The organism is Pseudoxanthomonas suwonensis, from assembly GCF_010093235.1.
In the GTDB taxonomy this organism is placed as follows: Bacteria; Pseudomonadota; Gammaproteobacteria; order Xanthomonadales; family Xanthomonadaceae; genus Pseudoxanthomonas; species Pseudoxanthomonas suwonensis.
In genome coordinates, this window is the sequence record NZ_PDWP01000030.1 from 1 (window position 1) to 26,982 (window position 26,982).

The following is a 26,982-nucleotide window of genomic DNA, read 5'->3' on the forward strand; positions in this document are numbered from 1 at the left end:
CCCCCTTTCCGAGGCCCAGGCCGCTCCGGCCGGGTTCGGCGAACAGGTGCAGCCGCTGCGCGGAGACGATTTCGCACCGCCGCCGGTCGCGTCCGTGGCTGCCGCGGTGGCCGCCGCCGTGCCGCCGCCGCCGATGCCGTCGGCCTGGTCGCTGGCCGACGACGCGCCGGTTGCGCCGGCCGCGTCGCGGTCCGCCGCGACCCCGCCGCCGCTGCCGGACTTCAGCCATCTCTCGCTGGTCGAGCTGGAACCCGAAGCCCCGGCCAGGCCGGTCGCGGGCAACGGCGCCGCCGGTGCGGTGCTGGTGCTGGCGGGAATCGGCGGGCCGGACGCGGGGCGCAGGCTGCTCGGCGCGCTGCCGGCCGGCTTCGAGCGTCCGGTGCTGGTGCAGCTGCGCCTGGACGGTGGCCGCTACGACAACCTGGTCAAGCAGATGGCGCGTGTGTCGCCGGTGCCGGTGGGCCTGGCCATGCCGGGCGACCCGGTCGCCCCGGGTTCGGCCTACGTGCTGCCGGACGGCGTGGGCGTGGAGCTGTCCGCTGGCGGGCTGCGCTTCATCGATGCCGGCCCGGACCATGAGCCGGTCGCGGCGCTGCCGCCGGCCGAAAGCGCCGTGGTGGTGCTCAGCGGCGCCGAGCCGGCGCGCATGGATGCGGTCCTGGCGCTGTCCACCCGTGGCGGCTTCGTTGCCGGCCAGGCGCTGGACGGCTGCTACGATCCCACCGCGGCGAAGCTGCTCGAAGCGGGCGGCGCCGAACTGGCGACCCCGGTCGCGCTGGCCGCACAGCTTGTGGCGCGCTGGGCCTGATCCCGGCGCGCGGAGGAAAACCTGCAGATGGCATACAAGAGCGACGAAATCCGTGGCGTCATGATCCAGTCCGGCAGCGAGCGCCTGCTGCTGCCCAACGCCACGGTTGCCGAGGTGCTGGCGCGGGTGTCGGTGCAGCCGCTGGAAGGCGCCCCCGGCTGGCTGCCGGGCCACATCTCCTGGCACGGCTGGGACGTGCCGCTGGTCGACTTCGCACGACTGGCCGGGCTGGGCGAGGATCCGCAGGGCCGCATCCGCGTGGTGGTGCTCAAGGCGCTGGGTGGCGACGAGGGGCTGCCGTACCTCGCGCTGCAGACCGCTTCGTTCCCGCAGCTGGTCTCGGTGCCGCGCGACAGCCTGCTGGCCGACGCGTCCGAGGAAGAGCTGCCGCGCGGCGTGCAGATGCGCGTGCTGCTGGGCGAGCAGGGCGCGCTGCTGCCTGACCTGGAAGGCATCGAGCAGCTGGTCATCGACGCCCTGGGCGCGATCGCCTAAAGGCCTGGCCGCGCCCCGGGGCCGCGGCACCTTAGCTGGAAAACGGGAAACGCCGGCGCCTGTGCGCCGGCGTTCTTCGTGCGTGGTTACAGGTCGCCGAACCGTGCCTGCAGCGCGGCGATCGCCGCCAGTCCCGCGGTCTCGGTGCGAAGCACGCGCGGCCCCAGGCGCAGCCCGCTGAAGCCGGCCGCCTGCAGTACCTGGCGGTCGCGCGGGGACCAGCCGCCTTCCGGGCCGATCGCCACCACCACGGTGCTCGCGTCGGGCTGCATCGAGGCCAGGCGGTGCTCGCCCTGCGGATCGAGCAGCAGCCGCAGCGCGTCGCCGGGCAGGGTGGCCGCGGCGGTTTCCAGCGAGGCCGGCGGCTGGACCTCCGGCACCCGCGCACGCCCGGACTGTTCGCAGGCCGATTCGACCACGCTGCGCCAGTGCGCCAGCCGCTTCTGCGCGCGCTCGGCATCCAGCCGCACTTCGGTGCGCTCGCCGTTGACCGGCACGATCGCGGCCACGCCCAGTTCGGTGGCCTTCTGCAGGATCAGGTCCATCTTCTCGCCGCGGGCAATCCCCTGCAGCAGCACGATGCGCAGCGGCGACTCGTTGTCCACGGCCGTGGCCGAGAGCACCTCGGCGGCGACCTCGCGCTTGGTCACCGAGGCCAGGCGCGCGGCGTAGTCATGGCCATCGCCGTTGAACAGCACGCAGGGATCGCCCTCGCGCAGGCGCAGCACCCTGACCAGGTGGCTGGCCGCCCGTTCGGGCAGGACGACGGTGGCGCCGGGCTGCAGCGGCAGCTCGACGTGGCAGCGGGTCAGGCGCATGCGGTGGCCTCGGCGATGGCGGCGGCGGTGGTTTCGGCCAGCAGTTGCAGCTGGCCCTCGTCGATGCAGTAGGGCGGCATCCAGTACAGGATGTCGCCCAGCGGGCGTAGCAGCACGCCGCGCTCCAGCGCCGCGCGGTAGGCGCGCAGGCCGATCCGCAGCGAAGGATCGAACGGGCTGTCGCGCTGGCCGTCGCGGGCCAGTTCGAAGGCCATCACCATGCCGGCCTGGCGCACGTCGGCGACATGCGGGCTGCCGGCGCCGACCTGCGCGGCCAGGGGGGCCATGCGCGCGGCGGTGGCGCGGTTGCGCTCCAGCACGCCGTCGCTCCCGAAGATGCCCAGCGAGGCCAGCGCCGCGGCGCAGGCCAGCGGGTTGCCGGTGTAGCTGTGCGAATGCAGGAAGGCGCGCTCGCGCGAGTCGTCGAGGAAGCCCTCGTAGATGGTCTCGCTGGCCAGCACCGCGGCCAGCGGCAGGAAGCCGCCGGTCAGGCCCTTGGACAGGCACATCAGGTCCGGTGCGATGCCGGCCTGCTCGCAGGCGAACATCGTGCCGGTACGGCCGAAGCCGGTGGCGATCTCGTCGGCGATCAGGAACACGCCGTTGGCGTCGCACAGCTCCCGCGCCCGGCGCAGGTAGGCCGGGTGGTGCATGCGCATGCCGCCGGCGCACTGCAGGCGTGGCTCCAGGATCAGGGCGCAGATCTCGCCCGGGTGCTGGTCGAACAGGTCGGCCAGCGCATCGGCCGCGCGCAGCGCGCACTGCTCGTCGCTTTCGCCGGGAAGGGCCATGTAGGCGTCGGGCGAGGGCGCGAACAGGGCCTCGGCCAGCAGCGGCGCGTACACCCGGCGGTACAGCGGGATGTCGCCCACCGCCAGCGCGCCAAGGGTCTCGCCGTGGTAGCCGTTCTCCAGGGCGATGAAGCGGGTGCGCTGCTCCTCGCCGCGGTTGCGGAACCAGTGGAAGGCCATCTTCAGCGCCACCTCGACGCCGGCCGAGCCGTTGTCGGCATAGAACACGCGCGACAGCGGCGCCCTTCCGGGCTGGCGCGGCGCGATCGCCAGCAGCCGCTCGGCCAGCTCGACCGCCGGCGCGTGCGAGAAGCCGGCCAGGATCACCTGTTCCAGGCTGCGGGCCTGGCGGGCGATGGCCTCGGCGATGCGCGGCTCGGCATGGCCGTGGAGGTTGGTCCACCAGCTGCTGACCCCGTCCAAGTAGCGGCGGCCGTCGTAGCCGTGCAGCCAGGCGCCTTCGCCGCGCTCGATCGGGACCAGCGGGAGCACGTCCGGGTGTTCGCGCATCTGGGTGCAGGGGTGCCAGAGCACCGCCAGGTCGCGTTCGCGCCAGCGCGCGTCCAGCGCCCGTGGTCTGTCTGCTAGCATGCCCTGCTGATGAATACGTTCCTGCATTCCGCCATGATAGCGGCCGCCCCCGGGGCGGACAGCGGAGCGTCGCCATGAGCCGGCGCCTTCCGGTCATCCATGGCATCACCGGCGAGGATGCCGGTCCCTACCGCCTGGAGCGGCTGGACCTCGAATTCTCCAATGGCGAGCGCCGCCGCTTCGAGCGCATGGTCCCGCGCGGGCCGGGCGCGGTGGTGGTGGTGCCGATGCTCGACGACCAGACCGTGCTGCTGGTGCGCGAGTACGCGGCCGGCGTGAACCGCTACGAGCTGGGCCTGGTGAAAGGCCGGATGGACCCTGGCGAAACCCCCGAGCAGGCCGCCGACCGCGAGCTGAAGGAGGAGGCCGGCTACGGCGCGCGGCGCCTGGACGTGCTGCGCCAGCTGACCCTGGTGCCGACCTACATGGGCCACGTGTCCTGGCTGGTGCTGGCGCGCGACCTTTACCCCGAGCGGCTGTCCGGCGACGAGCCGGAGGAGCTGGAAGTCATTCCCTGGAAGATGCAGGAGCTGGATCGACTGATGCTGCGCGAGGATTTCTCCGAAGGCCGTTCGCTGGCCGCGCTGTTCGTGGCACGCGAGTGGCTGGCACGCCAATGACCCGGATCACCACCGACCTGCGCGAGACCGTGATCGCCATCGCCCGCGAGGCGGGCGAGGCGATCATGGAGATCTACCGCACCGGGTTCGAGGTCACCCACAAGGAGGACGCCAGCCCGCTGACCGCGGCCGACATGGCCGCGCACCGGATCATCGTCGAGGGCCTGGAACGGTTGACCCCGGAGCTGCCGGTGCTGTCCGAGGAGTCGGCCACGGTGCCGTGGGAAACGCGGCAGCTGTGGCCCAGCTACTGGCTGGTCGATCCGCTGGACGGCACCCGCGAGTTCATCAAGCGCAATGGCGAGTTCAGCGTGAACATCGCCCTGATCGTGCAGGGCGCGCCGGCGATGGGCGTGATCCAGGCGCCGGTCGGCGGCCAGGTCTGGCACGCGGTGCGCAGCGAGGGCGCCTACCGCCGCGACGGCCAGCGCGACGAGCCGCTGCGCGTGCGCGCCCCGGCCAGCGCCCCGCTGAAGGTGGCGGCCAGCCGCTCCCACCGCGACGCCCGCACCCAGTCGGTGCTGGATCGGATGGGGGAAATCGAGGAGGTGGCGCTCGGTTCGTCGCTGAAGTTCTGCCGCATCGCCGAGGGCAGCCTGGACGTGTACCCGCGTTTCGGGCCGACCTCGGAGTGGGACACCGCGGCCGGGCAGTGCGTGCTGCAGGCGGCCGGTGGCGCGGTGCTGGCCGCCGACACCGGCAAGCCGTTCCGCTACAACCGGCGCGAAACCCTGCTCAACGGCGACTTCATCGCGCTCGGCGACACCGAGCTGCCGTGGCAGGAATGGCTTCTGTGAGGGGGCGCCGGTAGTCTCCGGCGCCGTTCCCGCCGGGTCGCGCCGCCAGCCCGGGGGCGGCCGGGCGCGACCGGGCGCATGCCGGCTCAGCGGTGGATGTCGCCGGCGGCTTCGGGTTGGTAGCGCACGCGGGTCACGCGCAGCTTGAGCGGGCGGCCACCGGGGGCCTGCCAGTCGATCGACTGGCCCACGGACAGGCCCAGCAGCGCGCTGCCGACCGGAGCCAGCACCGACACGCGGCCCTTCTCGACGTCGGCCTCGTTCGGATACACCAGGGTCACACGTGCTTTTCGCCGCTGGCGATGTCCTCGCACTCGACCTGCGAGTGCATGGTCACCACGTCCGCCGGCACCTGCTCGGGCGGCACGACTTCGGCGCGGTTGAGTTCGTCCATCAGCGCGATCGCGGCCGGAAGGCGGGCCAGGACCGGCGAATCGAGCATGGCCTCCAGGCGGGCCATGTCGCGGCTGGAAATGATCAGGGACGGGGGCAGCCCACTGGTGGGTTGGGTCGACATCGATATACCTCTGGGTTCGTTGGCGCAAAGCGCGCGCATGAAGAAAAGGCGGCGCGTTTCCGCTCCGCCTTGGTTCAACCGGTTGTGCCCGAACCGTAACCGGTAACGGGAACGGATTCAAGGGCTTGCAGCGGTGGCGCCGGTCCTTCCCGGCGTTCCGCGGGGCGCCGTTCAGGCGTGGGCCGCTTCCGGCTCGTCCGCCGGCGTGCACTGCGGCGCCAGCAGGTCGGGGGGGAGGTCGCCGAGCACGGCGGCCAGGCGCACCAGGAAGCTGCCCATCGCCGAGCTGCGGCGCCAGCCCATGGCCAGGCTGCGGCTGGGATGGGAGTCGGAGAAGCCCAGCAGGTGGATGTTGTCCGACTGCGCCCCCGGTGGCTTCACCGCCAGCACCGGCAACAAGGTCGCGCCGACGTTGGCCGCGACCATCTGCCGCAGTGTCTCCAGGCTGGTGGCGCGGAAGCCGGTCTTCTCGTGCGCGCCGGAGAGCCGGCACACGTCCAGGGCCTGCTCGCGCAGGCAGTGCCCATCCTCCAGCAGCAGCAGGCGCTGCTCGGACAGCTCGTCCAGGGTCAGGCTGTTGCGCCGCGCCAGCGGATGCTGCCCGGGCACGGCCAGCACGAACGGTTCCTCGAACAGGAACTCGGTGTGCAGCTGCTCGTCGTGCACCGGCAGGGCCAGGATCGCCGCATCCAGCTTGCCCTCGCGCAGGCGGGCCAGCAGTTCGTCGCTCTTCTCCTCCACCAGCAGCAGCTCCAGGTGGGGGAAGCGGGAGCGCACGCGGGGGATGACGTGCGGCAGCAGGTAGGGGGCCAGGGTGGGGAAGATGCCCAGCCGCACCGTGCCCGCTTCCGGGTCCTGGCTGCGGCGGGCGGCTTCCTTCATCTGCTCGACCTCGGCGACGATGCGGCGGGCGCGGTCGGCGGCCTCGCGGCCGGCGGGGGTCAGCATCACCTTGCGCGGCGCGCGCTCCACCAGCGGCACGCCCAGCTCGTCCTCGAGCTTGCGGATCTGGGTGGAAAGCGTCGGCTGGCTGACGTAGCAGGCGGCCGCGGCCCGGCCGAAATGCTTGTGGTCGGCCAGGGCCACCAGGTATTTGAGGTCGCGCAGGTTCATTGCTGTGTCCGGCCTTCGGGTCGCCAGGGCGGCGGGGGCCGCCCCGGCTGCCTCAGGCGCCTACTTCCTCCACGGGGGTCGCGGCCGGGGCCGAGGTGCGGATCAGGTGGTCGAAGGCGGCCAGCGAGGCCTTGGCGCCTTCGCCCATCGCGATCACGATCTGCTTGTACGGGACGGTGGTGCAGTCGCCGGCGGCGAACACGCCCGGGACGCTGGTCTGGCCGCGCTCGTCGACCACGATCTCGCCGCGCGGGCTCAGCTCCACCGTGCCCTTGAGCCACTCGGTGTTGGGCAGCAGGCCGATCTGCACGAAGATGCCCTCCAGTTCGACGCGGTGGCTGTCGCCGCCGACGCGGTCCTTGTAGACCAGGCCGGTGACCTTCTGCCCGTCGCCCAGCACCTCGGTGGTCTGGGCGCTGGTGATGATGGTCACGTTCGGCAGGCTGCGCAGCTTGCGCTGCAGCACTTCGTCGGCGCGCAGCTTCGAGTCGAACTCGAACAGGGTGACGTGGGCGACGATGCCGGCCAGGTCGATGGCCGCTTCCACGCCGGAGTTGCCGCCGCCGATCACCGCCACGCGCTTGCCCTTGAACAGCGGGCCGTCGCAGTGCGGGCAGTAGGCCACGCCCTTGTTGCGGTACTGGTCCTCGCCGGGGACGTTCATCTGCCGCCAGCGCGCGCCGGTGGACAGGATCACGGCCTTCGACTTCAGCGAGGCGCCGTTGGCCAGCTTCACTTCGACCAGGCCGTCGGCGCCAGCCGGGACCAGGGCCAGCGCGCGCTGCAGGTTCATCACGTCCACGTCGTACTCGCGCACGTGCTGCTCCAGCGCCGCGGCCAGCTTCGGGCCCTCGGTGTGCTGGACGGAGATGAAGTTCTCGATCGCCATGGTGTCCAGCACCTGGCCGCCGAAGCGTTCGGCCGCCACGCCGGTGCGGATGCCCTTGCGCGCGGCATAGATCGCCGCCGCCGCACCGGCCGGGCCGCCGCCGACCACCAGCACGTCGAACGCATCCTTCTTCGCGATCTTCGCCGCCTCGCGCGCCTCGGCGCCGGTATCGAGCTTGGCGACGATCTCCTCCAGGCCCATGCGGCCGTAGGCGAACAGCTCGCCGTTGAGGAACACCGCCGGCACCGACATCACCTGCCGGGATTCGACCTCGTCCTGGAACAGGGCGCCGTCGATGGCCACGTGCTTGATGCCCGGGTTCAGCACCGCCATCAGGTTCAACGCCTGGACCACGTCCGGGCAGTTCTGGCAGGACAGCGAGAAGTAGGTCTCGAAGCGGAACTCGCCTTCCAGCGACTTCACCTGCTCGATGACGTCGGCCGCGGCCTTGGACGGATGGCCGCCCACCTGCAGCAGGGCCAGCACCAGCGAGGTGAACTCGTGGCCCATCGGCAGGCCGGCGAAACGCAGGCTGATGTCATGGCCGGGGCTGGTGATGGCGAAGGATGGCTTGCGCTCGGCGTCGTCGCGGCGGACCTCCAGGCTCACCTGCGGCGACAGGCCTTCGATGTCCTGCAGTAGCTCGAGCATCTCCTTCGAGCTGTCGCCGTCGTCGAGCGAGGCGACCAGGTGCACCGGGCGGGTCAGGCGCTCCAGGTAGGCCTGCAGCTGGGTCTTGAGGTTGGCGTCCAACATTGAGGGCGACTCCGGTAGGGATTGCGTGGGTCCGGCGGCGGGCAAGCCGCCACCATGGCGCCCGCGCGTGGCGGGTGCCAGTGAAGGGGGAAGGGGACCGGAGCCGCCGCTGGCCTGCGTGGCGTGCCGCGTAGCGGCGGCTGCGTAGGTGCGATGGCTCCGGTCCACTCCCCCGCCGGTTGGCAGGGGAGGGAGGCCCCGGCACCAGGCCGGGGCGGGTACGGCTTAGATCTTGCCGACCAGGTCCAGCGACGGAGCGATGGTCTTGGCGCCTTCCTTCCACTTGGCCGGGCAGACCTGGCCCGGGTTGGCGGCGACGAACTGGGCAGCCTTCAGCTTGCGCAGGGTCTCGGAGACGTCGCGGGCGATGGCGTTGTCGTGGATCTCGAGGGTCTTGATCACGCCTTCCGGGTTGATGATGAAGGTGCCGCGCAGGGCCAGGCCTTCTTCCTCGATGTGCACGCCGAAGGCGCGGGTCAGCTGGTGGGTCGGGTCGCCGACCAGCGGGAACTGGGCCTTGCCCACCGCCGGGGAGGTCTCGTGCCACACCTTGTGCGAGAAGTGGGTGTCGGTGGTCACGATGTAGACCTCGGCACCGGCCTTCGGGAACTCGGCGTAGTTGTTGGCGGCGTCCTCGACCTCGGTCGGGCAGTTAAAGGTGAAGGCAGCCGGCATGAAGATCACGACCGACCACTTGCCCTTCAGGTCGGCATCGGTGACTTCGATGAACTCGCCGTTGCGGAAGGCGTTGGCCTTGAAGGGCTGGACAGTGGTGTTGATCAGGGACATGGGTCCTCTCTCGGGTTGGGGTGGAAAACTGAGTTGCCATGCTAGGCCGAGTTGATAGGCAGGGCAAATCAATTAATAGAATTGAATAGATAGGCCTAGTCTATTGTGTTCGCAGAATTCTCATCGAGACCTGCGACCCATTGGCAACGATCCTGTCCTGGTTCATGGTGGCGCGATGGAACAATCCCAAGCTCCCACCGCAAGAACACTCCTTGGCGAGGCCAATGGCCGGCTCCCGCGCGAGGACGCCGAACCCCTGTTGCTGCATGCGCTGGGCGAAGACCGTGCCTGGCTGTTCGCCCATGGCGACGACCCGGTATCCCCTGCGAAAGCCGAGGCCTATCGGGAGCTGGTCCGGCGACGCATGGCCGGGGAGCCGGTGGCCTACCTGACCGGCCACCGCGGCTTCTGGACCCTGGACCTGGAAACCACCCCCGAGACCCTGATCCCGCGCCCGGAAACCGAGCTGCTGGTCGAGCTGGCGCTGGAGCGCCTGCCGCCCGACGAGCCGGCAAGGGTGGCCGACCTGGGTCCCGGCACCGGCGCCATCGCCCTGGCCATCGCCAGCGAACGGCCGCTGGCGGCGGTGGTCGCCACCGACGTGGCCAAGAGCACCCTGGCGGTGGCGGTGCGTAACGCCCAGGCCAATGGCATCGGCAACGTCTGGTTCCGGCGCGGCGACTGGTGCCAGGCCCTGGGCCGCGACCGCTTCGACCTGATCGCCAGCAATCCGCCGTATATCGCCGAGGGCGATCCGCACCTGTCCCGGGGCGACCTGCGCCACGAGCCGGCGCGCGCGCTGGCTTCCGGCACCGACGGACTGGATGCGATCCGCATCATCGTGGCGACCGCGCCGGACCACCTGGTCCCCGGAGGCTGGCTGCTGCTGGAGCACGGTTGCGACCAGGGCCCGGCGGTCCGCGCGGTGCTGGAACAGGCCGGCTTCGCCGACGTCGCCACCGCGCAGGACCTGGAGCAGCGCGACCGGGTGAGCCTGGGCCGTCGTCCGGGTTGAGGGCGCGTCGCCGGGGCCGTCCGCGGGGCGCCCGATACAATGGGCGTTTTCCGCCGCAAGGAATCCGCATGCGCAGCCTGTATCCCGAGATCGAACCGTATTCGACCGGCGCCCTGAAGGTCGACGGTCGCCACGAGCTGTACTTCGAGGAGTGCGGCAATCCGGACGGCAAGCCGGTGGTGATGCTGCACGGCGGGCCCGGCGGCGGCTGCAGCCCGAAGATGCGGCGTTTCCATGATCCGGCCAGGTACCGCATCGTGCTGTTCGACCAGCGCGGCTCCGGTCGCTCGACCCCCCACGCGGACCTGGTGGACAACACCACCTGGGACCTGGTGGCCGACATCGAGAAGCTGCGCGAAAAGCTCGACATCGAGCGCTGGCAGGTGTTCGGCGGCAGCTGGGGTTCGACCCTGGCCCTGGCCTATGCCGAAACCCATCCGCAGCGGGTGACCGAACTGGTCCTGCGCGGCATCTTCATGCTGCGCCGCTGGGAGCTGGAGTGGTTCTACCAGGAAGGCGCCAACCGCCTGTTCCCCGATGCCTGGGAGCACTACATCAAGGCGATCCCGGAGGTCGAGCGCCACGACCTGATCTCCGCCTTCCACCGCCGCCTGACCAGCGGGGACGAGGCCACCCGCCTGGCGGCGGCCAGGGCCTGGAGCGTGTGGGAAGGCGCGACCAGCTTCCTGCACGTGGACGACGACTTCGTCACCAGCCACGAGGATCCGCAGTTCGCCCTGGCCTTCGCCCGGATCGAGAACCACTACTTCGTCAATGGCGGATTCTTCGAGGTCGAGGACCAGCTGCTGCGCGACGCGCACCGCATCGCCGACATCCCCGGCGTGATCGTGCACGGCCGCTACGACGTGGTCTGCCCGTTGCAGAACGCGTGGGACCTGCACAAGGCGTGGCCGAAGGCGAAGCTGGAGATCACGCCGGCCTCGGGCCACTCGGCGTTCGAGGCCGAGAACGTGGACGCGCTGGTGCGCGCGACCGACGCCTTCGCCTGATGCTGCAAGGGGATGCCGCCGGTGGCGACGGCTCAGCCGCCGGGCGGCGGCTGGGTCGACGCAGGCTCCTGCACGGGCTGCTGTACCGGCGGCCGCGCGGGCGTGGCCGGCGGCGGCGCCGGCAGGTCCTCGACCCGCACCTGCGGCGGGACCAGTTCGCCCGGGGTCGGCTGCGCGAACTGCTGCACCGGGAACAGCATCGGCTGGGTCATGGCCGACGGGCGCGACGGACGCTCGATCTCCTCCGGCAGGAAGCGCTCGAGCACGTTGAAGAAGCGCTTGTAGAAGTTCGAATCCTGCAGCGTCTCGCTGGCCACCTTGACCAGCGAGTCTTCGATCGAGCCGATCGGCAGCGAGACCGAACCCAGCGCGCTCACGCCCAGGCTGGCGGAGGTGTTGCTGCGGCGGAGCACGTAACGGTCCTGGACCGCGTTGACGAACACCACCGTCTGCTGCTCGCCGCGCAGCTGCGGCATGCACACCGCGCGGAACTCGACCTGTTCGTGGTTGTCCTCGGCCTGGAAGTACTTGCGCGCCTCGACCACGTCGGCCTCGGCGCGGCCGACCACGAAGCCCTGGCTGAGCAGGGCGCGGCGCGCGGCCTCGCAGGTCTGCGCCGGGGAATGGTCGAAGCTGCGCGAATACGTGTTCGAGGACTCGAAGGTCTCGAAGGCCGACCGCTTCGGCACGCCGCGACCCATGGCGCAGCCGGTCAGCAGGGCCAGCATGACGAGTGGAACAACGAGGCGATGGCCTGGCATGGTGACTCTGTGGAACAGGATGGCCGGGCGAGTATGCCGGAAGCGGGCGCCATGGGACGAGACGGAAGGAAACGGTTCCATCCGGCGATGGCCGCGCGTTGCCCGGGCGTTCAGTTGGTGAAGCGGGGCGCCAGCCCCGCCAGGATGCGCGCCAGCCGCTGCGCCCACATCTGCTGGCCGGCGTCGTCGGCGATCAGGTCCTGGCGGATCTCCAGTTCCACGTGCGCCAGCCCGCGCGCCTCGCCATGCACCGGGACCGCGTAGTCGCTGGTGGCGGTGACCGCGTACGGCTGGTTGTCGCCGACCACCAGGTCGCCTTCGCCCCGCAACGCCTCGAGCAGGGCATGGGGCAGGGCGGTGTGGCGGTGGTAGAGCACGCCGCAATGCCAGGGGCGCTCGAAGCCGGCCATGGCCGGGGTGAAGCTGTGCAGGGTCGCCAGCAGGGTCGGACGGCCTTCGGCCGCGCGCTGGTCCAGCGCCTGCGCGATGCAGGCGTGGTAGGGCTGGAAGATCCCGCGCTGGCGCGCGGCGCGCGCGACGTCGTCCAGGCCGATGTTGGCCGGCACCGCGGTGCCGTCGCTGGCTTCCACGATCGAGGTCGGCGATTCCAGTGGCCGGTTGCAGTCGATCACCAGCCGCGAATACGGCTGCAGGATGGTCCAGGCGTCGAGCAGGCCGGCCAGCCTGCGGGCGACGCCGGCGATGCCGATGTCCCAGCCGATGTGGCGGTCGATCTCGCCGGGCGGCAGGCCAAGGTCGCCCAGCGCGCGCGGGATCGCCTGGCCGGCGTGGTCGACCACGAACAGCCAGGGCGAGGCGCCCCGCGGGCGCAGCAGCTCCAGCGGCGCCGGGTCGCCGGGCTGCAGCAGGCCGGTGGCGTTGCCCAGGGCGTCAGAGGGCACGCGGGGTTCCGTCCAGTTCATGCTCGATCATCCACAGCCCGGCCCAGAGCTTGGAATCCAGCTCGTAGCCTTCGCCCATCTTCTGGACCAGCCACGCCGCCGCGCCTGCGCGCGGGACCTCGTGCACGGTGATGTCCTCGGTCCCGTCGCCACCGCCCTCGCCGACCTTGCGCAGCCCGGTGGCGCGGACGAAGGCGACCTTCTCGCTGCTGGCGCCGGAGGAGGTGGGGCCGATCATCAGCACCTCGGCGCGCTCGGCGGTCCAGCCGGTCTCCTCTTCCAGCTCGCGGATCGCCGAGTCCTCGATCGATTCGCCGGCGTCGATGTCGCCGACCAGGCCGGCGGGCATCTCGATCGTGCGCGCCTGCAGCGGGATCCGGAACTGCTCGACGAACAGGATCCGGTCCTCCGGCGTGACCGCGATGATGATCGCGGCCAGTCCGCCGGCATGGGTGCGCTCGGAGTATTCCCAGGTGCCGCGCACGACCATGCGCTGGTACCTGCCTTCGAAGACCACGCGCGGTGCGTTCTTGTCGTTGGTGTCCATGGGCCGATGCTAAGCGGGAAAGGACTGGGCGTCAGCCGCGCCTGCGGAACGGATCAGGCCGGGGTGCCAGCCTGCCACGCCGGCGGCGGCGCGGGTTCCTCCAGGCCGGCCGCGATCCGCAGCCGGCGCCGGGTCATGGGCCCGAAGCGCAGCGTGGTGGCCAGGGCGTCCAGCATCTCCGGGTCGGCCTCGCCGCGTGGGGTGGCCGGCGCCGCGTAATCCAGCGGCGCATCGCAGGCGATGGTGGTCAGCTGGCGGAACAGCAGCGCCAGCTCGCGCTGTTCGCGCAGCCGCGCCGCGACCTGGGCGGCGCCGCGCAGGCGCAGGAAGGCGACCTCGTCCACCCGCGCCAGCAGCGCATCCAGGCTGCCGAAGTGGGACAGCAGCACCGCCGCGGTCTTGGCGCCGATGCCGCCGACGCCGGGGATGTTGTCCACCGCGTCGCCGGTCAGGGCCAGGTAGTCGGCGATCTGGTGCGCGTGCACGCCGTGACGCGCCTTCACCCCCGCCGCGCCCCAGCGCAGGCCGCGGGCGAAGTCCCACTGCTCGTCGTGCTCGCCCAGCAGCTGCGACAGGTCCTTGTCGGCCGAGACGATCACCCCGCGGAAGCCGGCCGGGCGGGCGCGATGCAGCGCGGTGCCGATCAGGTCGTCGGCCTCGTACTCGGTATGCGCCAGCACGGCCAGGCCCAGCGCCGCGCACAGCGCCTTGCAATGGGCGAACTGGCGGCGCAGCTCGTCCGGGGCCGGCTCGCGGTTGCCCTTGTAGGCCGGGTAGATGCGGTGGCGGAAGCAGCTGTCCAGCGCCTCGTCGAAGGCGATGGCGATGTGGCCGGGACGCTCGCGTTCCAGCAGCTCCAGCAGGAACCGGGCGAAGCCATGCACGGCATTGGTCGGCCAGCCCTGGGCGTCGCGGAACTCGTCCGGCATCGAGTGCCAGGCGCGGAACACGTACAGGCTGGCGTCGACCAGGTACAGCGCCTCGCGCGGCGCGGCCGCCGGGGACGCTGGCACGACGCCGGCGCCGTCCAGGCTCACGGGTTCCAGTCCGACAGCAGGACGCGCGGATCCGGGCGCTCGCGCTCGGGCGCTTCCATCCGGGGCGTGCCGATGTGGATGAAGCCGGCGATCCGTTCGCCTTCGCCCAGGCCCAGCAGGCGGGTGACCTCGGGATCGTAGGCCATCCATGCCGTCAGCCACTGCGCGCCGAAGCCCAGCGCCTGGGCGGCCTGCAGGAGGGCGAAGCAGGCGCAGCCGGCGGTAAGCAGCTGTTCCTGCTCGGGCACCTTGTGCCCGGATTGCAGCCGGGCGATCACCGCCACCACCAGCGGGGCACGGGAGAAGCGCAGCCGGTCCTTCTCGACCGCCGCCGCCGGCGCGTCCGGGTCGCGCTGCAGGGTCCGGGCGGCCAGGAACTCGCCGAGGGCATGGCGCGCGTCCCCGGCGATGCGCAGGAAGCGGAACGGCACCAGCTTGCCGTGGTCCGGGACCCGCACCGCCGACTGGAGCATGCGCAGCAAGGTGGCTTCGTCGGGGCCGGGCTCGCCCAGCTGCATGGACGGGACGGAACGGCGCTGGTCCAGCGCCTCCAGGGCGGGGGATATGGGCATCTGGCTCGTGTACGGGGGCGGCCGCGCCGCCGAAGTTGTTGATTATAGGCACCCGGTTCGACCGGTCGTCGGAATGTGGACGGCCCGCGAAGAGGCTTGCCGCACGGACTGTTAAAGTTCCTGACCGGCAACCTGAAGTGCCTACCTGATCACGGTTACGCATGGCGGCAGGACGTACGATTCGGGAGCGGTTAGGGAGCCGCCCCCCAAAGTCGAACGTCTCCGACCTGCGTGCCGGAGCCCCACGCGCATGAGTACGACCGAAGCAGCATTCCGCCGACGTGCCCCCGACGTCCCCCTGCTGGCCCAGGCCCGCGAGGCGTTCCTGCCCGCCCTGTGGGAGGGGTTCGCCGTGGCCGTGGCCCGTTACGACGACGTCCTGTTCGACCGGGCCGAGCGCGCCGGCGGGTCGCAGCTGCTGTTCCTGGACGGCATGCGCGAGCTGCGCCGCCACCGCGAGGACATCGCCAGCCGCTTCCGCGACCACCTCGGCCGTGCGTGGCGCGCGCTGGAGGAGGGCGAGCCACTGTCTGCCGAGGCCGCCCTGGCCGGTGGGCAGGGCGGCCTGAGCCTGGTCACCGAGCAGGAACTGGAATCCCGCCTGGCTGCCCGCAACCTGGCCGCCGCGCTGCTGCGCGAAGCCAAGGACGTGCTGTCGCAGCTGGACCGCCGCCTGGGCTGGATCGCCGGCGGCGAGGCGCTCGATGCCGACAACAACCCGATCGGGCCCGAGCACATCGGCGTGGCCGTGCACCTGGCGTTCTCCGCCTGCGAGCTGGCCCCGGAAGTGCGCCTGGTGCTGATCAAGCTGTGCGAGCGCGACCTCGCGCCGCTGGTGGGCAAGCTTTACGAGGGCCTTGACCAGCGCCTGGTGCGCGCTGGCGTGCTGCCCGGCCCGGCCACGCCCCGGCCGCAGGCCAAGCCCGCCACGCCGCCGCGTCCGGCGCCGCAGCTGGACGAACTTTTCGAACGCGTGCCGGAAGAGCCGCAGGCCGGGCGCGCCTGGAGCGAAGCCCCGGTCGAGGACATGTCGCCGGCCTGGGCGGCCCGCTTCATGGAGCGCTGGGCCGGCCAGCGCGCGGCCATGGAGCAGGGGACGCAGGGGGGCGCGCTGCCAGGCGACCCGGCTGCGCAGGGCATGCTGCTGGAAGCCCTGCACCACCTGCTGGAGCACAGCCGCGAGCTGCGCGGCGGCGCCGAACAGGCCGCCGGCACCATCGGCCAGGCCCAGGGCCAGCAGCGCCCGCTGAGCCAGCGCGAGATGCTGTCGGTGCTGTCGCTGCTGCAGGCGACCCCGACCGCTACCCTGCGCGCGGCCATCGGCGACCAGCACGAGTCGCTCTCGCAGCGGCTCAAGAGCGAGGTCCTGGCCAATGCCAGCCAGCTCGGCGTGGACCCGGCCAGCACCCGCCTGGACCCGAAGGACGAGGATGCGATCGACCTGGTCGGCATGCTGTTCGACGTGCTGCTGGACGAGCGCGACCTCAACGGCCGTCCGCGCGAGCTGATCGGCCGCCTGGTGGTGCCGTTCGTGAAGGTGGCCCTGCTGGACCGCCGGATGTTCGTGCAGAAGACCCATCCGGCCCGCCGCCTGCTCAACGCGCTGGCCGAGGCCTGCGAAGGCAACCAGGGCGAGAGCGCCGCCGAGCGCACCCTGCTGGCCAAGGTCGAGGAGATCATCGAGAGGCTGGTGGCCGAGTTCAACGAGAACCTCGCCATCTTCATGACCCTCGAGGAGGAGTTCCGCGAGTTCCTCGAGCAGCACCGCCGCCGGGTGGAGATCACCGAGCGCCGCGCGGCCGAGATCCAGCGCGGCCAGGAGCGCCTGGAGCAGGCGCGCCTGCGCGCCCAGTCCGAGCTGGCCACGCGCGTGGAGGGCATCGAGCTGCCGCGCGCGGTGTCCGAATTCCTGCACAACGCCTGGCAGCACCACGTCACCCTGGCGCTGCTGCGCGAGGGCGATACCGGCGAGGCCTTCGTCGAGGCGATGGCGCTGGCCGACGGCATGCTGGACGAGGTCGAGGAAGCGCGCCGCAACGTGGTCGGCAAGCCCTGGCTGCAGGCCTGGCACCCGGCGCTGCTGAAGGTGCTGGGCAGCGTCGGCCTGCATGGCGACGCCGCCAACGCGGCCATCGCCGCGATGCACGCCACCCTGCAGGCCGTGGCGGTCGCACGCCCGGAGCTGGAGAAGGCGCTTCCGGAGCTGCCCGCCGTGGCCCTGCCGCAACCGGCCCCGGTGGAGAACAGCCCGGTGGACCTGGCCGGCCTCGCCGACGCGGCACAGGAATTCGACAAGGCCGACGTGGAGCAGATCCGCAACCTGGCGGTCGGGACCTGGCTGGACTTCATCGACAAGGACGGCCGGGTGCAGCCGGGCAAGCTGTCCTGGATCAGTCCGATCTCGCAGCGCCTGCTGTTCGTCAACCGCCGTGGCGTGCGCTTCTGCGTCGCCTCGCCGGAGGAGCTGGCGGGGATGGTGCGGCTGGGCCGGCTGCGCATGCACGTGGCCGACGAGGGCGCGTTCGACGCCGCCATGCAGGGCGTGATCGAGCGCCTGGACAGCGTGTTCTCCGCACGCGGTTCGGCCACCCTGCACTGAGGTCCCGCGGGCGCGCCACGCGCGCCCGGCGTCCCTGCTCCCTGGCGCGCGGTACCCCGCGCCTGTCGTTGCCGCGTGCCCGCGCCGCCTGGCCGGGGCAGATGCCGCTGAAACCAACGAACCGGCGGCACTCCCGTTTGCTAGCATCCGGGCGGTCCGACATTGCGAGGGGAACGCGGCATGGCAGTGGAAGTGCTGGTGCTGAAGGAAACCGCCGCAGGCGAGCGCCGCGTCGCCGCCACGCCGGAGACGGTACGCAAGCTGGTTGCAGCCGGGGCCACCGTGCGGGTCGAGCCCGGGGCCGGCCTGGGCGCCGGCATCACCGACCAGGCCTATGCCGATGCCGGCGCGTTGCCGGCCACGCCCGAGGCGCGCGCCGCCGCCGAGGTAGTGCTGTGCGTGCAGCCGCCGCCGGCCGAGGCGCTGGGCGCGCTGCGCGAGGGCGCGGTGCTGGTGGGCATCCTGCATCCGCAGGCCGATGACGCCCGCGCCGCGGCGCTGCAGGCGCGCGGCATCCGCGCCTTCCCGCTGGAGCGGCTGCCGCGCACCACCCGGGCCCAGGCCATGGACGTGCTCAGCTCGCAGGCCGGCATGGCCGGCTACAAGGCCACCCTGATCGCCGCGCAGCTGGCACCGCGCTTCTTCCCGATGCTCACCACCGCCGCGGGCACCATCCGTCCGTCCAAGGTGCTGGTGGTCGGCGCCGGCGTGGCCGGCCTGCAGGCCATCGCCACCGCGCGCCGGCTGGGCGCCCAGGTCGAGGGCTTCGACGTGCGCCCGGAAACGCGCGAGCAGATCGAATCGCTGGGTGGCAGGTTCCTGGACCTGGGCGTGAGCGCGGCCGGCGAGGGCGGCTATGCGCGCGCGCTCACCGACGAGGAGCGGGCCGAGCAGCAGCGGCGCCTGGCCGAGCACATCCGCGGGATCGACGTGATCGTGTGTACCGCGGCGGTGCCGGGGCGCCCGGCGCCGAGGATCATCAGCGCGGCGATGGTGGAAGGCATGAAGCCCGGCAGCGTGATCGTGGACCTGGCCGCCGAGACCGGCGGCAACTGCGAGCTGACCGTGCGTGGCCAGACCATCGACCATGGTGGCGTCACCATCGCCGGGCCACTGGACCTGGCCAGCATGGGCGCGGTCCATGCCAGCGAGATGTACGCGCGCAACGTGTACAACTTCGTGGCGCTGTTCCTGAAGGACGGGGGGCTGTCGTTCGACTGGAACGACGAACTGCTGGCCAGGACCGCGTGGCCGGAGCCGCCGGCGGCCGCCGAGGCGGCCTGAGGAAAGGGCCGGCCGCTGGCCGGCCGGCTGGTTCAGCGACTGCCCTTCGGGGAATGCGCGCGCAGCCATTCCTGGCGCTGGGCGGGCGTCATGCGTTCCCAGTCCTTGCGGAACTGCTCGCGCTGTTCGGGCGTCATCGCGCGGGTCGCCTCGTAGATGGCGCGCGCGCGCTGGCGCTGCTCCGGATCCATCTTCTCGAAACGGCGCATGCCGTGGCGGGCGCGTTCGCGCGCGTCGGGCGGCAGTTCCTTCCAGCGCTGGGCGCGTTCGAGCATGCGCGCCCGTTCCTCCGGTTGCGCATTCCAGCGGTCGCGCAGCGGCGCGACGAGCAGTTCGCGCTGCTCGGCGCTGAGCTGCTCCCAGCGTGGCAGTTCGGCCTGCCGGGCCGCCGCATCAGGCGCCGGCTGGGCCGGCCTGGCCTCGGCTGCGGCCAGGCCGGGCAGGAGCAGGGCGATCAGGCAGAGGGTCGGACGCAGGTTCATCGGAGTCACTCCAGGGCCAGGGCGGTGACGTCGGCCGAAGCCAGCCACAGGTAGAAGCCGGGGTCTTCCTGCAGCGGATAGGCAGGATCCTCGAAGGCGGCCGCGGCGAAGGCCGTGGTGGCGCTGTCCGGCTGGACCGGCGCCGGCGGCTGGTGCAGGGTCACTGCCACCACCAGGGCGGCGGCCACGGCGCCGCCGGCCAGCCAGGACGGCAGGCGCCACCATGGGCGTGCATCGCGTGCGGAGGCGGCTTCCTGCCGGGCCCGGCGCAGGCGCGCCCGCACTTCGGGCGAGACATGGGCCAGGGCTTCGGCGTGCAGCTGCCGGGCGCGGCGGTCGAGGGAATCAGGTGCGGTCGTCACAGGACGTCCTCCAGTTGCGAATTCAGGGCCTGCCGCGCACGCGACAGGTGGGTCTTCACCGAGCCTTCCGAACAGCCCATCACCCGGGCGGTGGTGGCCACGTCCAGCTCCTCCAGCACGCGCAGCGTGAACGCCTCGCGCTGCCGCGCCGGCAGGGCGCGCAGGGCCTCCACCAGGCGCGCGTAGGTCTCGCCGCGCTCCTGGGTTTCCGCCGGGCCGGGGCCGCTGTCGGCCCAGTCGATGCGGGCGTCCTCGCCGCGCGGGTCGTCGGCCGCCGGCAGCAGCCAGCGCAGGCGGAAGCGCGAGCGCCGCTGCAGGTCGATGATGCGCCGGCGCAGGATGCTCCAGAACAGCGGCGTCCATTCGGCCGCCGGGCGGTCCTGGTAGGCGAGCATGCGCATCATCGCGTCCTGCACCGCGTCCAGCGCGTCGTCGCGGTTGCGCAGGCCGGCCTCGGCGAAGCGGAAGGCGCGGGTGCCCACCTCGGCGAGGAACGCGTCCAGGGACGCCCAGGTCGGGGTGGCGGGCGCGTCCATGTCGGGGAGGGTGGAGGTAGTCACCAGCACAGCTTAACGGCCCGGAGATCAGCGCCCGGGCCACGGCAGCCTGGGCAGGCGGAGGCATGCGGCAGGAGCTGGAGCGTCGGTTTCATCTGCACCCGTTTCTGCGGTATCGACATGGCAGTAAACGCGCGACCAGGCGCCGGGTTGACGCGCGCCTGCGGGATTCAGCCTGCGGTTATCATCCGGGCGGGCGTGTGCCCGGGGAGATTCAGGACGCCATGAACGACGGATTCGTAGCGCTGTACATCTTCATGCTCGCAGCCATCGCGGGCCACGTGATCATCTCGCGGGTGCCGGTGATCCTGCACACGCCGCTGATGTCCGGATCGAACTTCATCCACGGCGCCGTGCTGATCGGCGCGATGGTGGTGCTGGGACACGCCGATACCACGCTGGAAAAGGCACTGGGTTTCGTCGCCGTCGTGCTGGGCGCGGGCAATGCCGCCGGCGGCTACGTGGTGACCGAGCGCATGCTGGAGATGTTCAAGTCGTCGAAGAAGCCGGGAGGCAAGGCATGAGCGGCGGCTTCGACCTGCGCCTGTGGCTGGTCGGCGCCAGCTACCTGGTCGCCGCCACCCTGTTCCTGCTCGGCCTGCAGCGCATGGCCTCGCCGGCCACCGCGCGCAGCGGCATCCGCTGGGCGGGGCTGGGCATGCTGGTGGCGACCTTCGCCACCTTCCTGCTGCCGGGGCTGCACAACCTGCCGCTGATCGTCGTCGCCCTGGTGCTGGGCACGGTGGTGGCCTGGGGCTCGGGCAAGAAGGTGGCCATCACCGACATGCCGCAGATGGTGGCCCTCTACAACGGCATGGGCGGCGGTTCGGCCGCGGCCATCGGCGCGGTGGAGCTGCTGCGGTACTCCGGCCTGGCGCATGCCGCGCCCGATGGCGCGCCGGTGGCCGGCCCCGGCGCGGTGGTGCTGGCGCTGGCGGTGCTGGGTTCGGCGATCGGCGCGGTCTCGCTGTCCGGCTCGGTCATCGCCTGGGCCAAGCTCGACGGCCGCCTCGACAAGCGCCTGGTGTTCCCCGGCCAGCAGGCCTTCAACCTGCTGGTGGCGGTGGCCATGGTGGTATTGGGCGCGTGGGCGGCCATCAGCCTGCAGCCGGGGGTGATCATCGCCTTCTTCCTGGTCGCGCTGCTGCTGGGCGTGCTGATGACCCTGCCGATCGGCGGCGCCGACATGCCGGTGGTGATCTCGCTGTACAACGCCTTCACCGGCCTGGCGGTGTCGTTCGAAGGCTACGTGCTGGGCAACGAGGCGCTGATCATCGCCGGCATGATGGTCGGCGCGGCCGGCATCCTGCTGACCCGGCTGATGGCCAAGGCGATGAACCGGCCGATCTCCGGCGTGCTGTTCGGCAGCTTCGGCGGCGGCGGGCAGGCGCAGGAAATCAGCGGTTCGCAGAAGCCGATCGAGGCGGGCGACGTGGCGGCGATGATGGCCTACGCCGAGCGCGTGGTGATCGTGCCCGGCTACGGCCTGGCGGTGGCACAGGCCCAGCACAAGATCTGGGAGCTGGCGCAACGGTTGATCGACCGCGGGGTGAAGGTGAAGTTCGCCATCCACCCGGTGGCCGGGCGCATGCCGGGGCACATGAACGTGCTGCTGGCCGAGGCCGGCGTGCCCTACGACCTGATCGCGGACATGGACGACATCAACCCGGAGTTCCCGAACACCGACGTGTCGCTGGTGATCGGTGCAAACGACGTGGTCAATCCGGTGGCCAAGAGCGATCCGGCCAGCCCGATCTACGGCATGCCGATCCTCGACGTGGTCGAGTCGAAGAACGTGATCGTGATCAAGCGCGGCAAGGGCACGGGCTTTGCCGGCATCGAGAATGCGCTGTTCTACGCCGACAACACCCGCATGCTCTACGGCGACGGCGCGGAGATGGCCAATGCCCTGGTCAGCGAGCTGAAGGCGCTCGACGGCGGCCACTGAAGGCGGAAGCGGCGGTCCTGGCGAAGCCGGGACCGCCCGCGGAAATCACCGTCCCGCCCGCAGTGCCAGGGGTAGCGACAGGGCCAGCAGGAGCAGGTCGATCCGGGTATTGGCCAGCAGGCTGAGGGTCAGCACGTAGTGCGGGCCCATCTTCGGCACGGCCTGCCATGGCGCCATGCCCATCTGCGCGCCGATATGGCCGGCGGCGATGCACCACTGCACCGCAGCCACCACAAGCGCGGTGGCGGCCACCGCCAGCAGGGCGCGGCACCAGCCCGGGCGCATGCCGCCCAGGCGCAGCATCAGGCCCATCTCCAGTGCCGCCAGTACCGCCGCCCAGCCGTGCTGGCGGCCGGTGGCCAGGCCCAGCGAGCCCCAGGCCACTACGGTGGTGGCCATGCCGAGCAGCAGCAGGGGTACCCACAGCCAGGCGCGGCGGGTCGCGGGACGGAGCGGGGCTTGGGGCATCGGACGGGTCCGTGACGGGCGGCCAAGGATACGCGCAGTGGCCATGCGCTAGAATGAGCGCCTCCCACATGCCTGATGGCCGTCCCTTGCAACCGCGGGCGGGCTGCCCCATATCCGCCCCATGTATTCCCGCAGCAGCGAACCCGTCCGTTTCGAGCGCGACTGCGCCGCCGTCATGGTGCCGCAGGGCGAGGCTGTGACCCTTCCGGCCGGCAGCGTCGGTTACATCACCCAGGGACTGGGCGGCAGCTACACCGTCTTCGTCGAGGGCAACCTGTTCCGCATCGCGGGCAAGGACGCCGACGCCATCGGCAAGGAAGTCCCGCCGGAGCTGGAACTGCCGGCCGATGCCAGCGACGAGGAAGTCGAGGCCATGGTCTGGAGCCAGCTGCGCACCTGCTTCGATCCCGAGATCCCGTTCAACATCGTCGACCTCGGCCTGGTCTACGAGGCCAGCCTCAAGCACCTGGACGACGGCAGCCGCGGCATCGACGTGAAGATGACCCTGACCGCGCCCGGCTGTGGCATGGGCGAGATCCTGGTCGACGACGTGCGCAGCAAGCTCGAGCAGATTCCGACGATCAGCTCCGCCGACGTGGAGCTGGTGTTCGACCCGCCGTGGGGCCGGCACATGATGTCCGAGGCCGCGCGCCTCGAGACCGGGATGTACTGATTCCGCATCAGGTACTCCGGCGGCGTGGCGCTGGGAGCCGTGATCCGTGATCGGGGATTGGTGATTCGTGAAGGCGCGTAGCCCGGACGAATCCGCAGTCCGCGTCCGGGGATAAACGCACGCTACTTCAGTCGCCCGATTGGCGGCCGCCCGATTCGCTTGTCCGGGTTTCACAGTGCGTGACTGTCGGCGCCCGGCGGCCCAATCCGTATCCCGGCCGGCGCGCATCGAATGCCCGCCGGGAGAGGCGCGAACGAAGCCGTGACCCCGACGTGCCCGAAGACGCGGTGCGCCTTACCCGCGTGCTGCCGCGGCTCCATCCGAAGCCTGGCGGGGCACCCCCGCTGCCCAGTGGTCCCGGATGCGCTTCGCTTATCCGGGCTACGTGCGGCTATGCGCGGCTGATCGCCGCCACCTGCGCCTGCAGCACCTGCACCGCATCCGCCGGCGCCAGCTCCAGCAGCAGGCCGCGCTGGCCGGCATTGATGAACACGCTTTCCCGTGCCAGCGCGTCCTGCTCGAACCAGGCCGGCGCGGGGCGCTGCTGGCCGAATGGACTGATCCCGCCGACCTTGTAGCCGGTGCGGCGCTCGGCCTCGGCCACGTCCATCATCCGCGCGGCCTTGCCGCCGGCCGCCGCGGCCAGGGCCTTGGGCTGCAGCTGGCGGTCGCTGGGCAGGACCACGCACACCGCCTGGGCATCGACCCAGGCCATCAGCGTCTTCAATACCCGTCCAGGCTCCACGCCCAGTGCCGCGGCCGCCTGCAGGCCCTTGCCGCCGGCCGCGGCCTGCGCGTCGGCGTCGTAGTCGTAGGGATGCAGGCGATAGGCTACGCCGGCGGCATCCAGTGCGCGGGTGGCACGGGTCGCCTTCGACATGACCCTGGGCTCAGGCCGGCTCGAAGCGGTTGGCGGCGACGTTCTTGCGCACCCGCGCCGGATCCCAGATCAGGCCGTTCATGGCGATGTAGACGCCGGCCGGCAGGGTCTGCACGGCGCCGATCGCACAGCCGATATTGAACTCGGCATCCGAACCGCGGAACCGCGCCGGGCTCAGCGCGCCGGTCATGACGATGGTCTTGTCCGGGATCGACTTCAGCACCATGCCGGTCTGGACCATGCTGTCGGTGCCGTGGGTGACCAGCACGTGGCGCGCCGGCTGCGCGGCGATGGTGGCGCGCACCAGCTCGCGGTCGGCGTCGGTGATGTGCAGCGAATCCTTGCGCAGGATCGGGATCACGGTGAAACGGAAGTTCACCCCGAGCTCGCGCAGGATCATGCCGATCTGCGGCTCGCCGATCTGGTAGTCGGACTTGTCGTCGAAGTAGATCTTGTCGATCGTGCCACCGGTGGTGACGATCAGCAGTTCTTCCATGGAGCGGCTCCTGCCGGCGCGGCCGTGGCCGCGCCCGTGAAGGGGAGGGCGGCGACCGGCGCCACCACGAGGCGTGATTATCGCGCCGGCGACCGGAAAGGTGCGACTGAAACCTTCGTCGCCGGCTCAGCCGCGGCGGCCGAAGCGCGCCCGCAGGCCCGGCCAGCTGGAGGCCATGACCACCACCAGTGCCAGCACGATCTCCACCCAGGCGAACAGTGCGCCCTCCGGATGCGCCCAGGCATGCATCACCCCGTGGCTGAACCAGAACAGCGCCAGCACGCCCGACCAGAACGCGGCCTTGCGCCCGCCGCGCCAGGCCGGCACTGCCAGAAGCAGTGGCGGCAGGGCGAACACCAGCAGCGCCGCGGCGGCATGGCGGTCGTCATGGAACCAGGCCACGTACAGCACGGCCAGGGCGAGGAGGGCGATGCCCAGTACCCGGTGCGAAGGCGCGCGCATCATCGGGCCGGCCTCGCGGCGATATCGGCCAGGCGCCGGCCGAGCGCGCGCGCCAGCACCGCTTCCTCCTCGCTCGGCTGCGGATCGTCGTCGGGGCCGGCCACGTGGCTGGCGCCGTAGGGCGTGCCGCCGCCGCGGGTGCTGCTCAGCAGCGGCTCGGTATAGGGAATGCCGACGATCACGCAGCCGTGGTGCAGCAGCGGCACGTGCATGGTCAGCAGGGTCGATTCCTGGCCGCCGTGCAGGCTGGCGGTGGAGGTGAACACGGCCGCCGGCTTGCCGGCCAGCACCCCGCTGGCCCATTCGCCGCCGAGGCCATCGAGGAAGTGCTTGACCGGCGCGGCCATGTTGCCGAAGCGGGTGGGGCTGCCCAGGGCCAGGCCTGCGCATTCGGCAAGGTCCGCGCTGGTGACGTAGGGCGCGCCGCCCTCGGGCACCGGCGGGGCGGCTTGCTGGGTCACGGCCGCCACCGGCGGCACCGTGCGCAGCCGCGCCTGCATGCCTGGCACTTCCTCCACGCCGCGGGCGATCTGCCGCGCCAGGCGGGCGACCGAACCGCCGCGGCTGTAATAGAGGACCAGGATCTCGGCCATGCGTCGCGCTTCCGTGTGTATGCCAGGCGCAAGTATCGGCGATGCGGCGCGTGCGGCGCATCGGGTAGGCTTGCGCGATGGCAATGGGAGGACTGGCCGGCAGCTGGAGGGAACGCGTGCGCGACCGCGCACGCGCGATCGCGTTCGCGCGCTTCCTGCTGCACCGCTTCATCGACGACCGCCTGTTCCAGGCCGCCGCCGCACTGGCCTACACCACGGCCTTCGCCCTGGTGCCGCTGGCGGTGGTGGTGCTGGGCGTGCTGGCTGCGTTCCCGGTGTTCGACCAGTGGAGCAATGCCCTGGTCGACTACGTGTTCTCCAACTTCATGCCCAGCGCCGCGCGCGCGATCGAGTCCTCGCTGGACCGCCTGGCCGAGAACTCGCGCCAGCTGACCGCCGCGGGCGTGGCGGCCCTGGTGGTATCGCTGCTGGTCACGCTCAACAGCGTCGAGTCCACCTTCAACCGCATCTGGCGCGTGGCCAGCGCGCGGCCGCGGCTGTCGCGCTACCTGGTGTACTGGACGGTACTGACCCTGGGCGCACTGCTGGCCGCCGCTTCGCTGTCGATCTCGGCGCGGATCTTCGCCCTGCCGCTGTTCGCCACCCCGGAAGGCAGGGCGATCGCCAGGCTGAGCCTGGGCCTGGCGCCGGTGCTGATCGAGCTGGTGGTGGTGGTGCTGGTGTACCGCGTCGTGCCGCACCACACGGTCAAGTGGCGCCACGCCCTGGCCGGCGCGGTAGTGGCGGTGCTGCTGCTGGAGGCGGTCAAGGCCGGGCTCGGCGTGTACCTGGGCAGCTTCCAGGGCTACCAGAAACTGTACGGTGCGCTGGCCTTCATCCCGATCCTGATGCTGTGGATCTACCTGGGCTGGATCGCGATCCTGCTGGGCGCCTCGCTGGCCTCTTCGCTGGCCGCGTTCCGCTACCAGCCCGTGGCGATGCGCCTGCCGGCCGGCTACGAGGTCTACGCGCTGCTGCGCCTGGTCGGGCGGTTCCGCGACGCACGGCGCGAGGGCCGCGGCCTGCATACGGCGGAGATGCTGGAGCTGGAGCCGATGCTCACCGACTCGCTGCTGCAGGAGTTCCTCGCCCAGCTGGGCGGGATCCGCGTGCTGCGCCGCGACGAGCAGGGCGAGTGGCTGCTGGCGCGCGACCTGGACGACGTCAGCCTCGGCGAGCTGTACGAGGCCTGCGGCATGCGCATCCCGGCCGACGAGGCGTGGCTGCCGTGCCGCGAGGACGCGCTGGGCCAGGACGCCATCGCCGTGCTCGACGACCTGCGCCTGCCGCTGCGCGACGTGCTGCGTCGGCGCGTCGGCTCCCTCTACCCCCATTCCCACGGAGACTGAC

Annotated in this window: 30 protein-coding genes and 1 pseudogene; 12 read left to right on the forward strand and 19 right to left on the reverse strand. The window is 71.6% G+C overall.

What is annotated here, in order from left to right; genetic code table 11:
• A partial coding sequence (locus CSC68_RS13455; RefSeq protein ID WP_281353874.1) for a chemotaxis protein CheB occupies window positions 1–808 on the forward strand: 808 nt, incomplete at its 5' end.
• Window positions 809–835: 27 nt separating this feature from the next.
• A complete protein-coding gene (locus tag CSC68_RS13460) occupies window positions 836–1,303 on the forward strand; it encodes a chemotaxis protein CheW (protein WP_162204106.1) in 468 nt (155 codons plus the stop codon).
• An 86-nt stretch (window positions 1,304–1,389) separates the two neighbouring features.
• Here the strand turns inward: CSC68_RS13460 and CSC68_RS13465 are convergent, their stop codons facing one another.
• Both CSC68_RS13465 and bioA read right to left on the reverse strand, forming a co-directional pair.
• Entirely contained in the window at window positions 1,390–2,121 is a 732-nt protein-coding gene (locus CSC68_RS13465) for a 16S rRNA (uracil(1498)-N(3))-methyltransferase (RefSeq protein WP_162204107.1), read from the reverse strand.
• Window positions 2,112–3,503 carry an adenosylmethionine--8-amino-7-oxononanoate transaminase gene (gene bioA / locus CSC68_RS13470; protein ID WP_425501258.1) on the reverse strand — a complete coding sequence of 464 codons (1,392 nt, stop codon included), beginning with the start codon at window positions 3,501–3,503 and terminating at the stop codon, window positions 2,112–2,114. Before bioA ends, CSC68_RS13465 begins: the two co-directional genes overlap by 10 nt.
• Window positions 3,504–3,577: 74 nt before the next feature.
• Between bioA and nudE the strand changes: the two genes are divergently transcribed.
• Together nudE and cysQ are read left to right on the forward strand one after the other, a co-directional pair.
• Complete coding sequence (gene nudE, locus CSC68_RS13475; RefSeq protein WP_162204111.1) at window positions 3,578–4,123, forward strand: ADP compounds hydrolase NudE; 546 nt, start codon at window positions 3,578–3,580, stop codon at window positions 4,121–4,123.
• Window positions 4,120–4,920 (forward strand): 3'(2'),5'-bisphosphate nucleotidase CysQ, encoded by an 801-nt coding sequence (gene cysQ, locus CSC68_RS13480; protein WP_162204113.1) that lies wholly within the window; start codon window positions 4,120–4,122, stop codon window positions 4,918–4,920. The genes nudE and cysQ overlap by 4 nt, the downstream gene beginning before the upstream one ends.
• A gap of 86 nt (window positions 4,921–5,006) precedes the next feature.
• On the opposite strand, the pseudogene rnk reads toward cysQ, so the two are convergent.
• The 4 genes and pseudogenes from rnk to ahpC form a co-directional block, all read right to left on the reverse strand.
• Window positions 5,007–5,437, reverse strand: a pseudogene (rnk, locus tag CSC68_RS13485) (nucleoside diphosphate kinase regulator).
• Between the two features lie 171 nt (window positions 5,438–5,608).
• Entirely contained in the window at window positions 5,609–6,550 is a 942-nt protein-coding gene (locus tag CSC68_RS13490) for a LysR substrate-binding domain-containing protein (protein WP_162204115.1), read from the reverse strand.
• Window positions 6,551–6,602: 52 nt separating this feature from the next.
• Entirely contained in the window at window positions 6,603–8,195 is a 1,593-nt protein-coding gene (ahpF, locus tag CSC68_RS13495; RefSeq protein ID WP_162204116.1) for an alkyl hydroperoxide reductase subunit F, read from the reverse strand.
• Window positions 8,196–8,420: 225 nt separating this feature from the next.
• Window positions 8,421–8,984: an alkyl hydroperoxide reductase subunit C gene (ahpC, locus tag CSC68_RS13500; protein WP_162204118.1), complete on the reverse strand. Its 564-nt coding sequence runs from the start codon at window positions 8,982–8,984 to the stop codon at window positions 8,421–8,423.
• Window positions 8,985–9,159: 175 nt separating this feature from the next.
• Here ahpC and prmC point away from each other — a divergent pair, with 175 nt between their 5' ends.
• Both prmC and pip read left to right on the forward strand, forming a co-directional pair.
• Entirely contained in the window at window positions 9,160–9,999 is an 840-nt protein-coding gene (prmC, locus tag CSC68_RS13505) for a peptide chain release factor N(5)-glutamine methyltransferase (protein WP_162204119.1), read from the forward strand.
• Window positions 10,000–10,067: 68 nt separating this feature from the next.
• Window positions 10,068–11,009: a prolyl aminopeptidase gene (pip, locus tag CSC68_RS13510; protein WP_162204121.1), complete on the forward strand. Its 942-nt coding sequence runs from the start codon at window positions 10,068–10,070 to the stop codon at window positions 11,007–11,009.
• Window positions 11,010–11,041: 32 nt separating this feature from the next.
• On the opposite strand, the gene CSC68_RS13515 is transcribed toward pip, so the two are convergent.
• From CSC68_RS13515 to CSC68_RS13535, 5 genes are all read right to left on the reverse strand, one after another.
• A complete protein-coding gene (locus CSC68_RS13515; RefSeq protein ID WP_162204123.1) occupies window positions 11,042–11,737 on the reverse strand; it encodes a DUF2242 domain-containing protein in 696 nt (231 codons plus the stop codon).
• A gap of 143 nt (window positions 11,738–11,880) precedes the next feature.
• Entirely contained in the window at window positions 11,881–12,693 is an 813-nt protein-coding gene (locus CSC68_RS13520) for an N-formylglutamate amidohydrolase (protein WP_162204125.1), read from the reverse strand.
• Window positions 12,662–13,219 carry an NUDIX hydrolase gene (locus CSC68_RS13525; protein ID WP_162204126.1) on the reverse strand — a complete coding sequence of 186 codons (558 nt, stop codon included), beginning with the start codon at window positions 13,217–13,219 and terminating at the stop codon, window positions 12,662–12,664. The genes CSC68_RS13520 and CSC68_RS13525 overlap by 32 nt, the downstream gene beginning before the upstream one ends.
• A gap of 53 nt (window positions 13,220–13,272) precedes the next feature.
• Window positions 13,273–14,256, reverse strand: coding sequence for a 5'-3' exonuclease (locus CSC68_RS13530; RefSeq protein WP_211365759.1), 984 nt, complete (start codon window positions 14,254–14,256; stop codon window positions 13,273–13,275).
• The gene (locus CSC68_RS13535) at window positions 14,253–14,828 is read right to left on the reverse strand and encodes a nitroreductase family protein (RefSeq protein WP_162204128.1); all 576 of its coding nucleotides are present in this window, start codon (window positions 14,826–14,828) and stop codon (window positions 14,253–14,255) included. The genes CSC68_RS13530 and CSC68_RS13535 overlap by 4 nt, the downstream gene beginning before the upstream one ends.
• Window positions 14,829–15,078: 250 nt before the next feature.
• Here CSC68_RS13535 and CSC68_RS13540 point away from each other — a divergent pair, with 250 nt between their 5' ends.
• Both CSC68_RS13540 and CSC68_RS13545 read left to right on the forward strand, forming a co-directional pair.
• On the forward strand, window positions 15,079–17,427 hold the full coding sequence (locus tag CSC68_RS13540; protein ID WP_162204130.1) for a DUF1631 domain-containing protein: 2,349 nt from the start codon (window positions 15,079–15,081) through the stop codon (window positions 17,425–17,427).
• A 180-nt stretch (window positions 17,428–17,607) separates the two neighbouring features.
• Window positions 17,608–18,711, forward strand: coding sequence for an NAD(P) transhydrogenase subunit alpha (locus CSC68_RS13545; RefSeq protein WP_162204132.1), 1,104 nt, complete (start codon window positions 17,608–17,610; stop codon window positions 18,709–18,711).
• 32 nt (window positions 18,712–18,743) lie between these two features.
• Here the strand turns inward: CSC68_RS13545 and CSC68_RS13550 are convergent, their stop codons facing one another.
• The 3 genes from CSC68_RS13550 to CSC68_RS13560 are packed head-to-tail and all read right to left on the reverse strand — an operon-like array spanning window position 18,744 to window position 20,121.
• Entirely contained in the window at window positions 18,744–19,193 is a 450-nt protein-coding gene (locus CSC68_RS13550; RefSeq protein WP_162204133.1) for a DUF3106 domain-containing protein, read from the reverse strand.
• Between the two features lie 5 nt (window positions 19,194–19,198).
• The gene (locus CSC68_RS13555; RefSeq protein WP_162204135.1) at window positions 19,199–19,555 is read right to left on the reverse strand and encodes a hypothetical protein; all 357 of its coding nucleotides are present in this window, start codon (window positions 19,553–19,555) and stop codon (window positions 19,199–19,201) included.
• On the reverse strand, window positions 19,552–20,121 hold the full coding sequence (locus tag CSC68_RS13560) for an RNA polymerase sigma factor (protein ID WP_162204136.1): 570 nt from the start codon (window positions 20,119–20,121) through the stop codon (window positions 19,552–19,554). The genes CSC68_RS13555 and CSC68_RS13560 overlap by 4 nt, the downstream gene beginning before the upstream one ends.
• A 215-nt stretch (window positions 20,122–20,336) precedes the next feature.
• Here CSC68_RS13560 and CSC68_RS13565 point away from each other — a divergent pair, with 215 nt between their 5' ends.
• Together CSC68_RS13565 and CSC68_RS13570 are read left to right on the forward strand one after the other, a co-directional pair.
• Entirely contained in the window at window positions 20,337–20,636 is a 300-nt protein-coding gene (locus tag CSC68_RS13565; RefSeq protein ID WP_162204138.1) for an NAD(P) transhydrogenase subunit alpha part 2, read from the forward strand.
• Window positions 20,633–22,060, forward strand: coding sequence for an NAD(P)(+) transhydrogenase (Re/Si-specific) subunit beta (locus CSC68_RS13570; RefSeq protein WP_162204140.1), 1,428 nt, complete (start codon window positions 20,633–20,635; stop codon window positions 22,058–22,060). Before CSC68_RS13565 ends, CSC68_RS13570 begins: the two co-directional genes overlap by 4 nt.
• 45 nt (window positions 22,061–22,105) lie before the next feature.
• Here CSC68_RS13570 and CSC68_RS13575 read toward each other — a convergent pair whose 3' ends face one another.
• Window positions 22,106–22,528 carry a hypothetical protein gene (locus tag CSC68_RS13575; RefSeq protein WP_162204141.1) on the reverse strand — a complete coding sequence of 141 codons (423 nt, stop codon included), beginning with the start codon at window positions 22,526–22,528 and terminating at the stop codon, window positions 22,106–22,108.
• 121 nt (window positions 22,529–22,649) lie between these two features.
• On the opposite strand from CSC68_RS13575, the gene sufT reads away from it, so the two are divergent.
• The gene (gene sufT, locus CSC68_RS13580) at window positions 22,650–23,201 is read left to right on the forward strand and encodes a putative Fe-S cluster assembly protein SufT (protein WP_162204143.1); all 552 of its coding nucleotides are present in this window, start codon (window positions 22,650–22,652) and stop codon (window positions 23,199–23,201) included.
• Between the two features lie 391 nt (window positions 23,202–23,592).
• On the opposite strand, the gene ybaK is transcribed toward sufT, so the two are convergent.
• The 4 genes from ybaK to wrbA form a co-directional block, all read right to left on the reverse strand.
• Entirely contained in the window at window positions 23,593–24,081 is a 489-nt protein-coding gene (gene ybaK / locus CSC68_RS13585; RefSeq protein WP_162204144.1) for a Cys-tRNA(Pro) deacylase, read from the reverse strand.
• A 10-nt stretch (window positions 24,082–24,091) separates the two neighbouring features.
• Complete coding sequence (locus CSC68_RS13590; protein WP_162204146.1) at window positions 24,092–24,577, reverse strand: asparaginase domain-containing protein; 486 nt, start codon at window positions 24,575–24,577, stop codon at window positions 24,092–24,094.
• A 126-nt stretch (window positions 24,578–24,703) separates the two neighbouring features.
• Window positions 24,704–25,042 carry a DUF2069 domain-containing protein gene (locus tag CSC68_RS13595; protein ID WP_211365760.1) on the reverse strand — a complete coding sequence of 113 codons (339 nt, stop codon included), beginning with the start codon at window positions 25,040–25,042 and terminating at the stop codon, window positions 24,704–24,706.
• Window positions 25,039–25,632 (reverse strand): NAD(P)H:quinone oxidoreductase, encoded by a 594-nt coding sequence (wrbA, locus tag CSC68_RS13600; RefSeq protein WP_162204148.1) that lies wholly within the window; start codon window positions 25,630–25,632, stop codon window positions 25,039–25,041. The genes CSC68_RS13595 and wrbA overlap by 4 nt, the downstream gene beginning before the upstream one ends.
• A 77-nt stretch (window positions 25,633–25,709) precedes the next feature.
• On the opposite strand from wrbA, the gene CSC68_RS13605 reads away from it, so the two are divergent.
• Window positions 25,710–26,981 (forward strand): YihY family inner membrane protein, encoded by a 1,272-nt coding sequence (locus tag CSC68_RS13605; RefSeq protein ID WP_162204149.1) that lies wholly within the window; start codon window positions 25,710–25,712, stop codon window positions 26,979–26,981.
• The last annotated feature ends 1 nt before the right edge of the window (window position 26,982 follow it).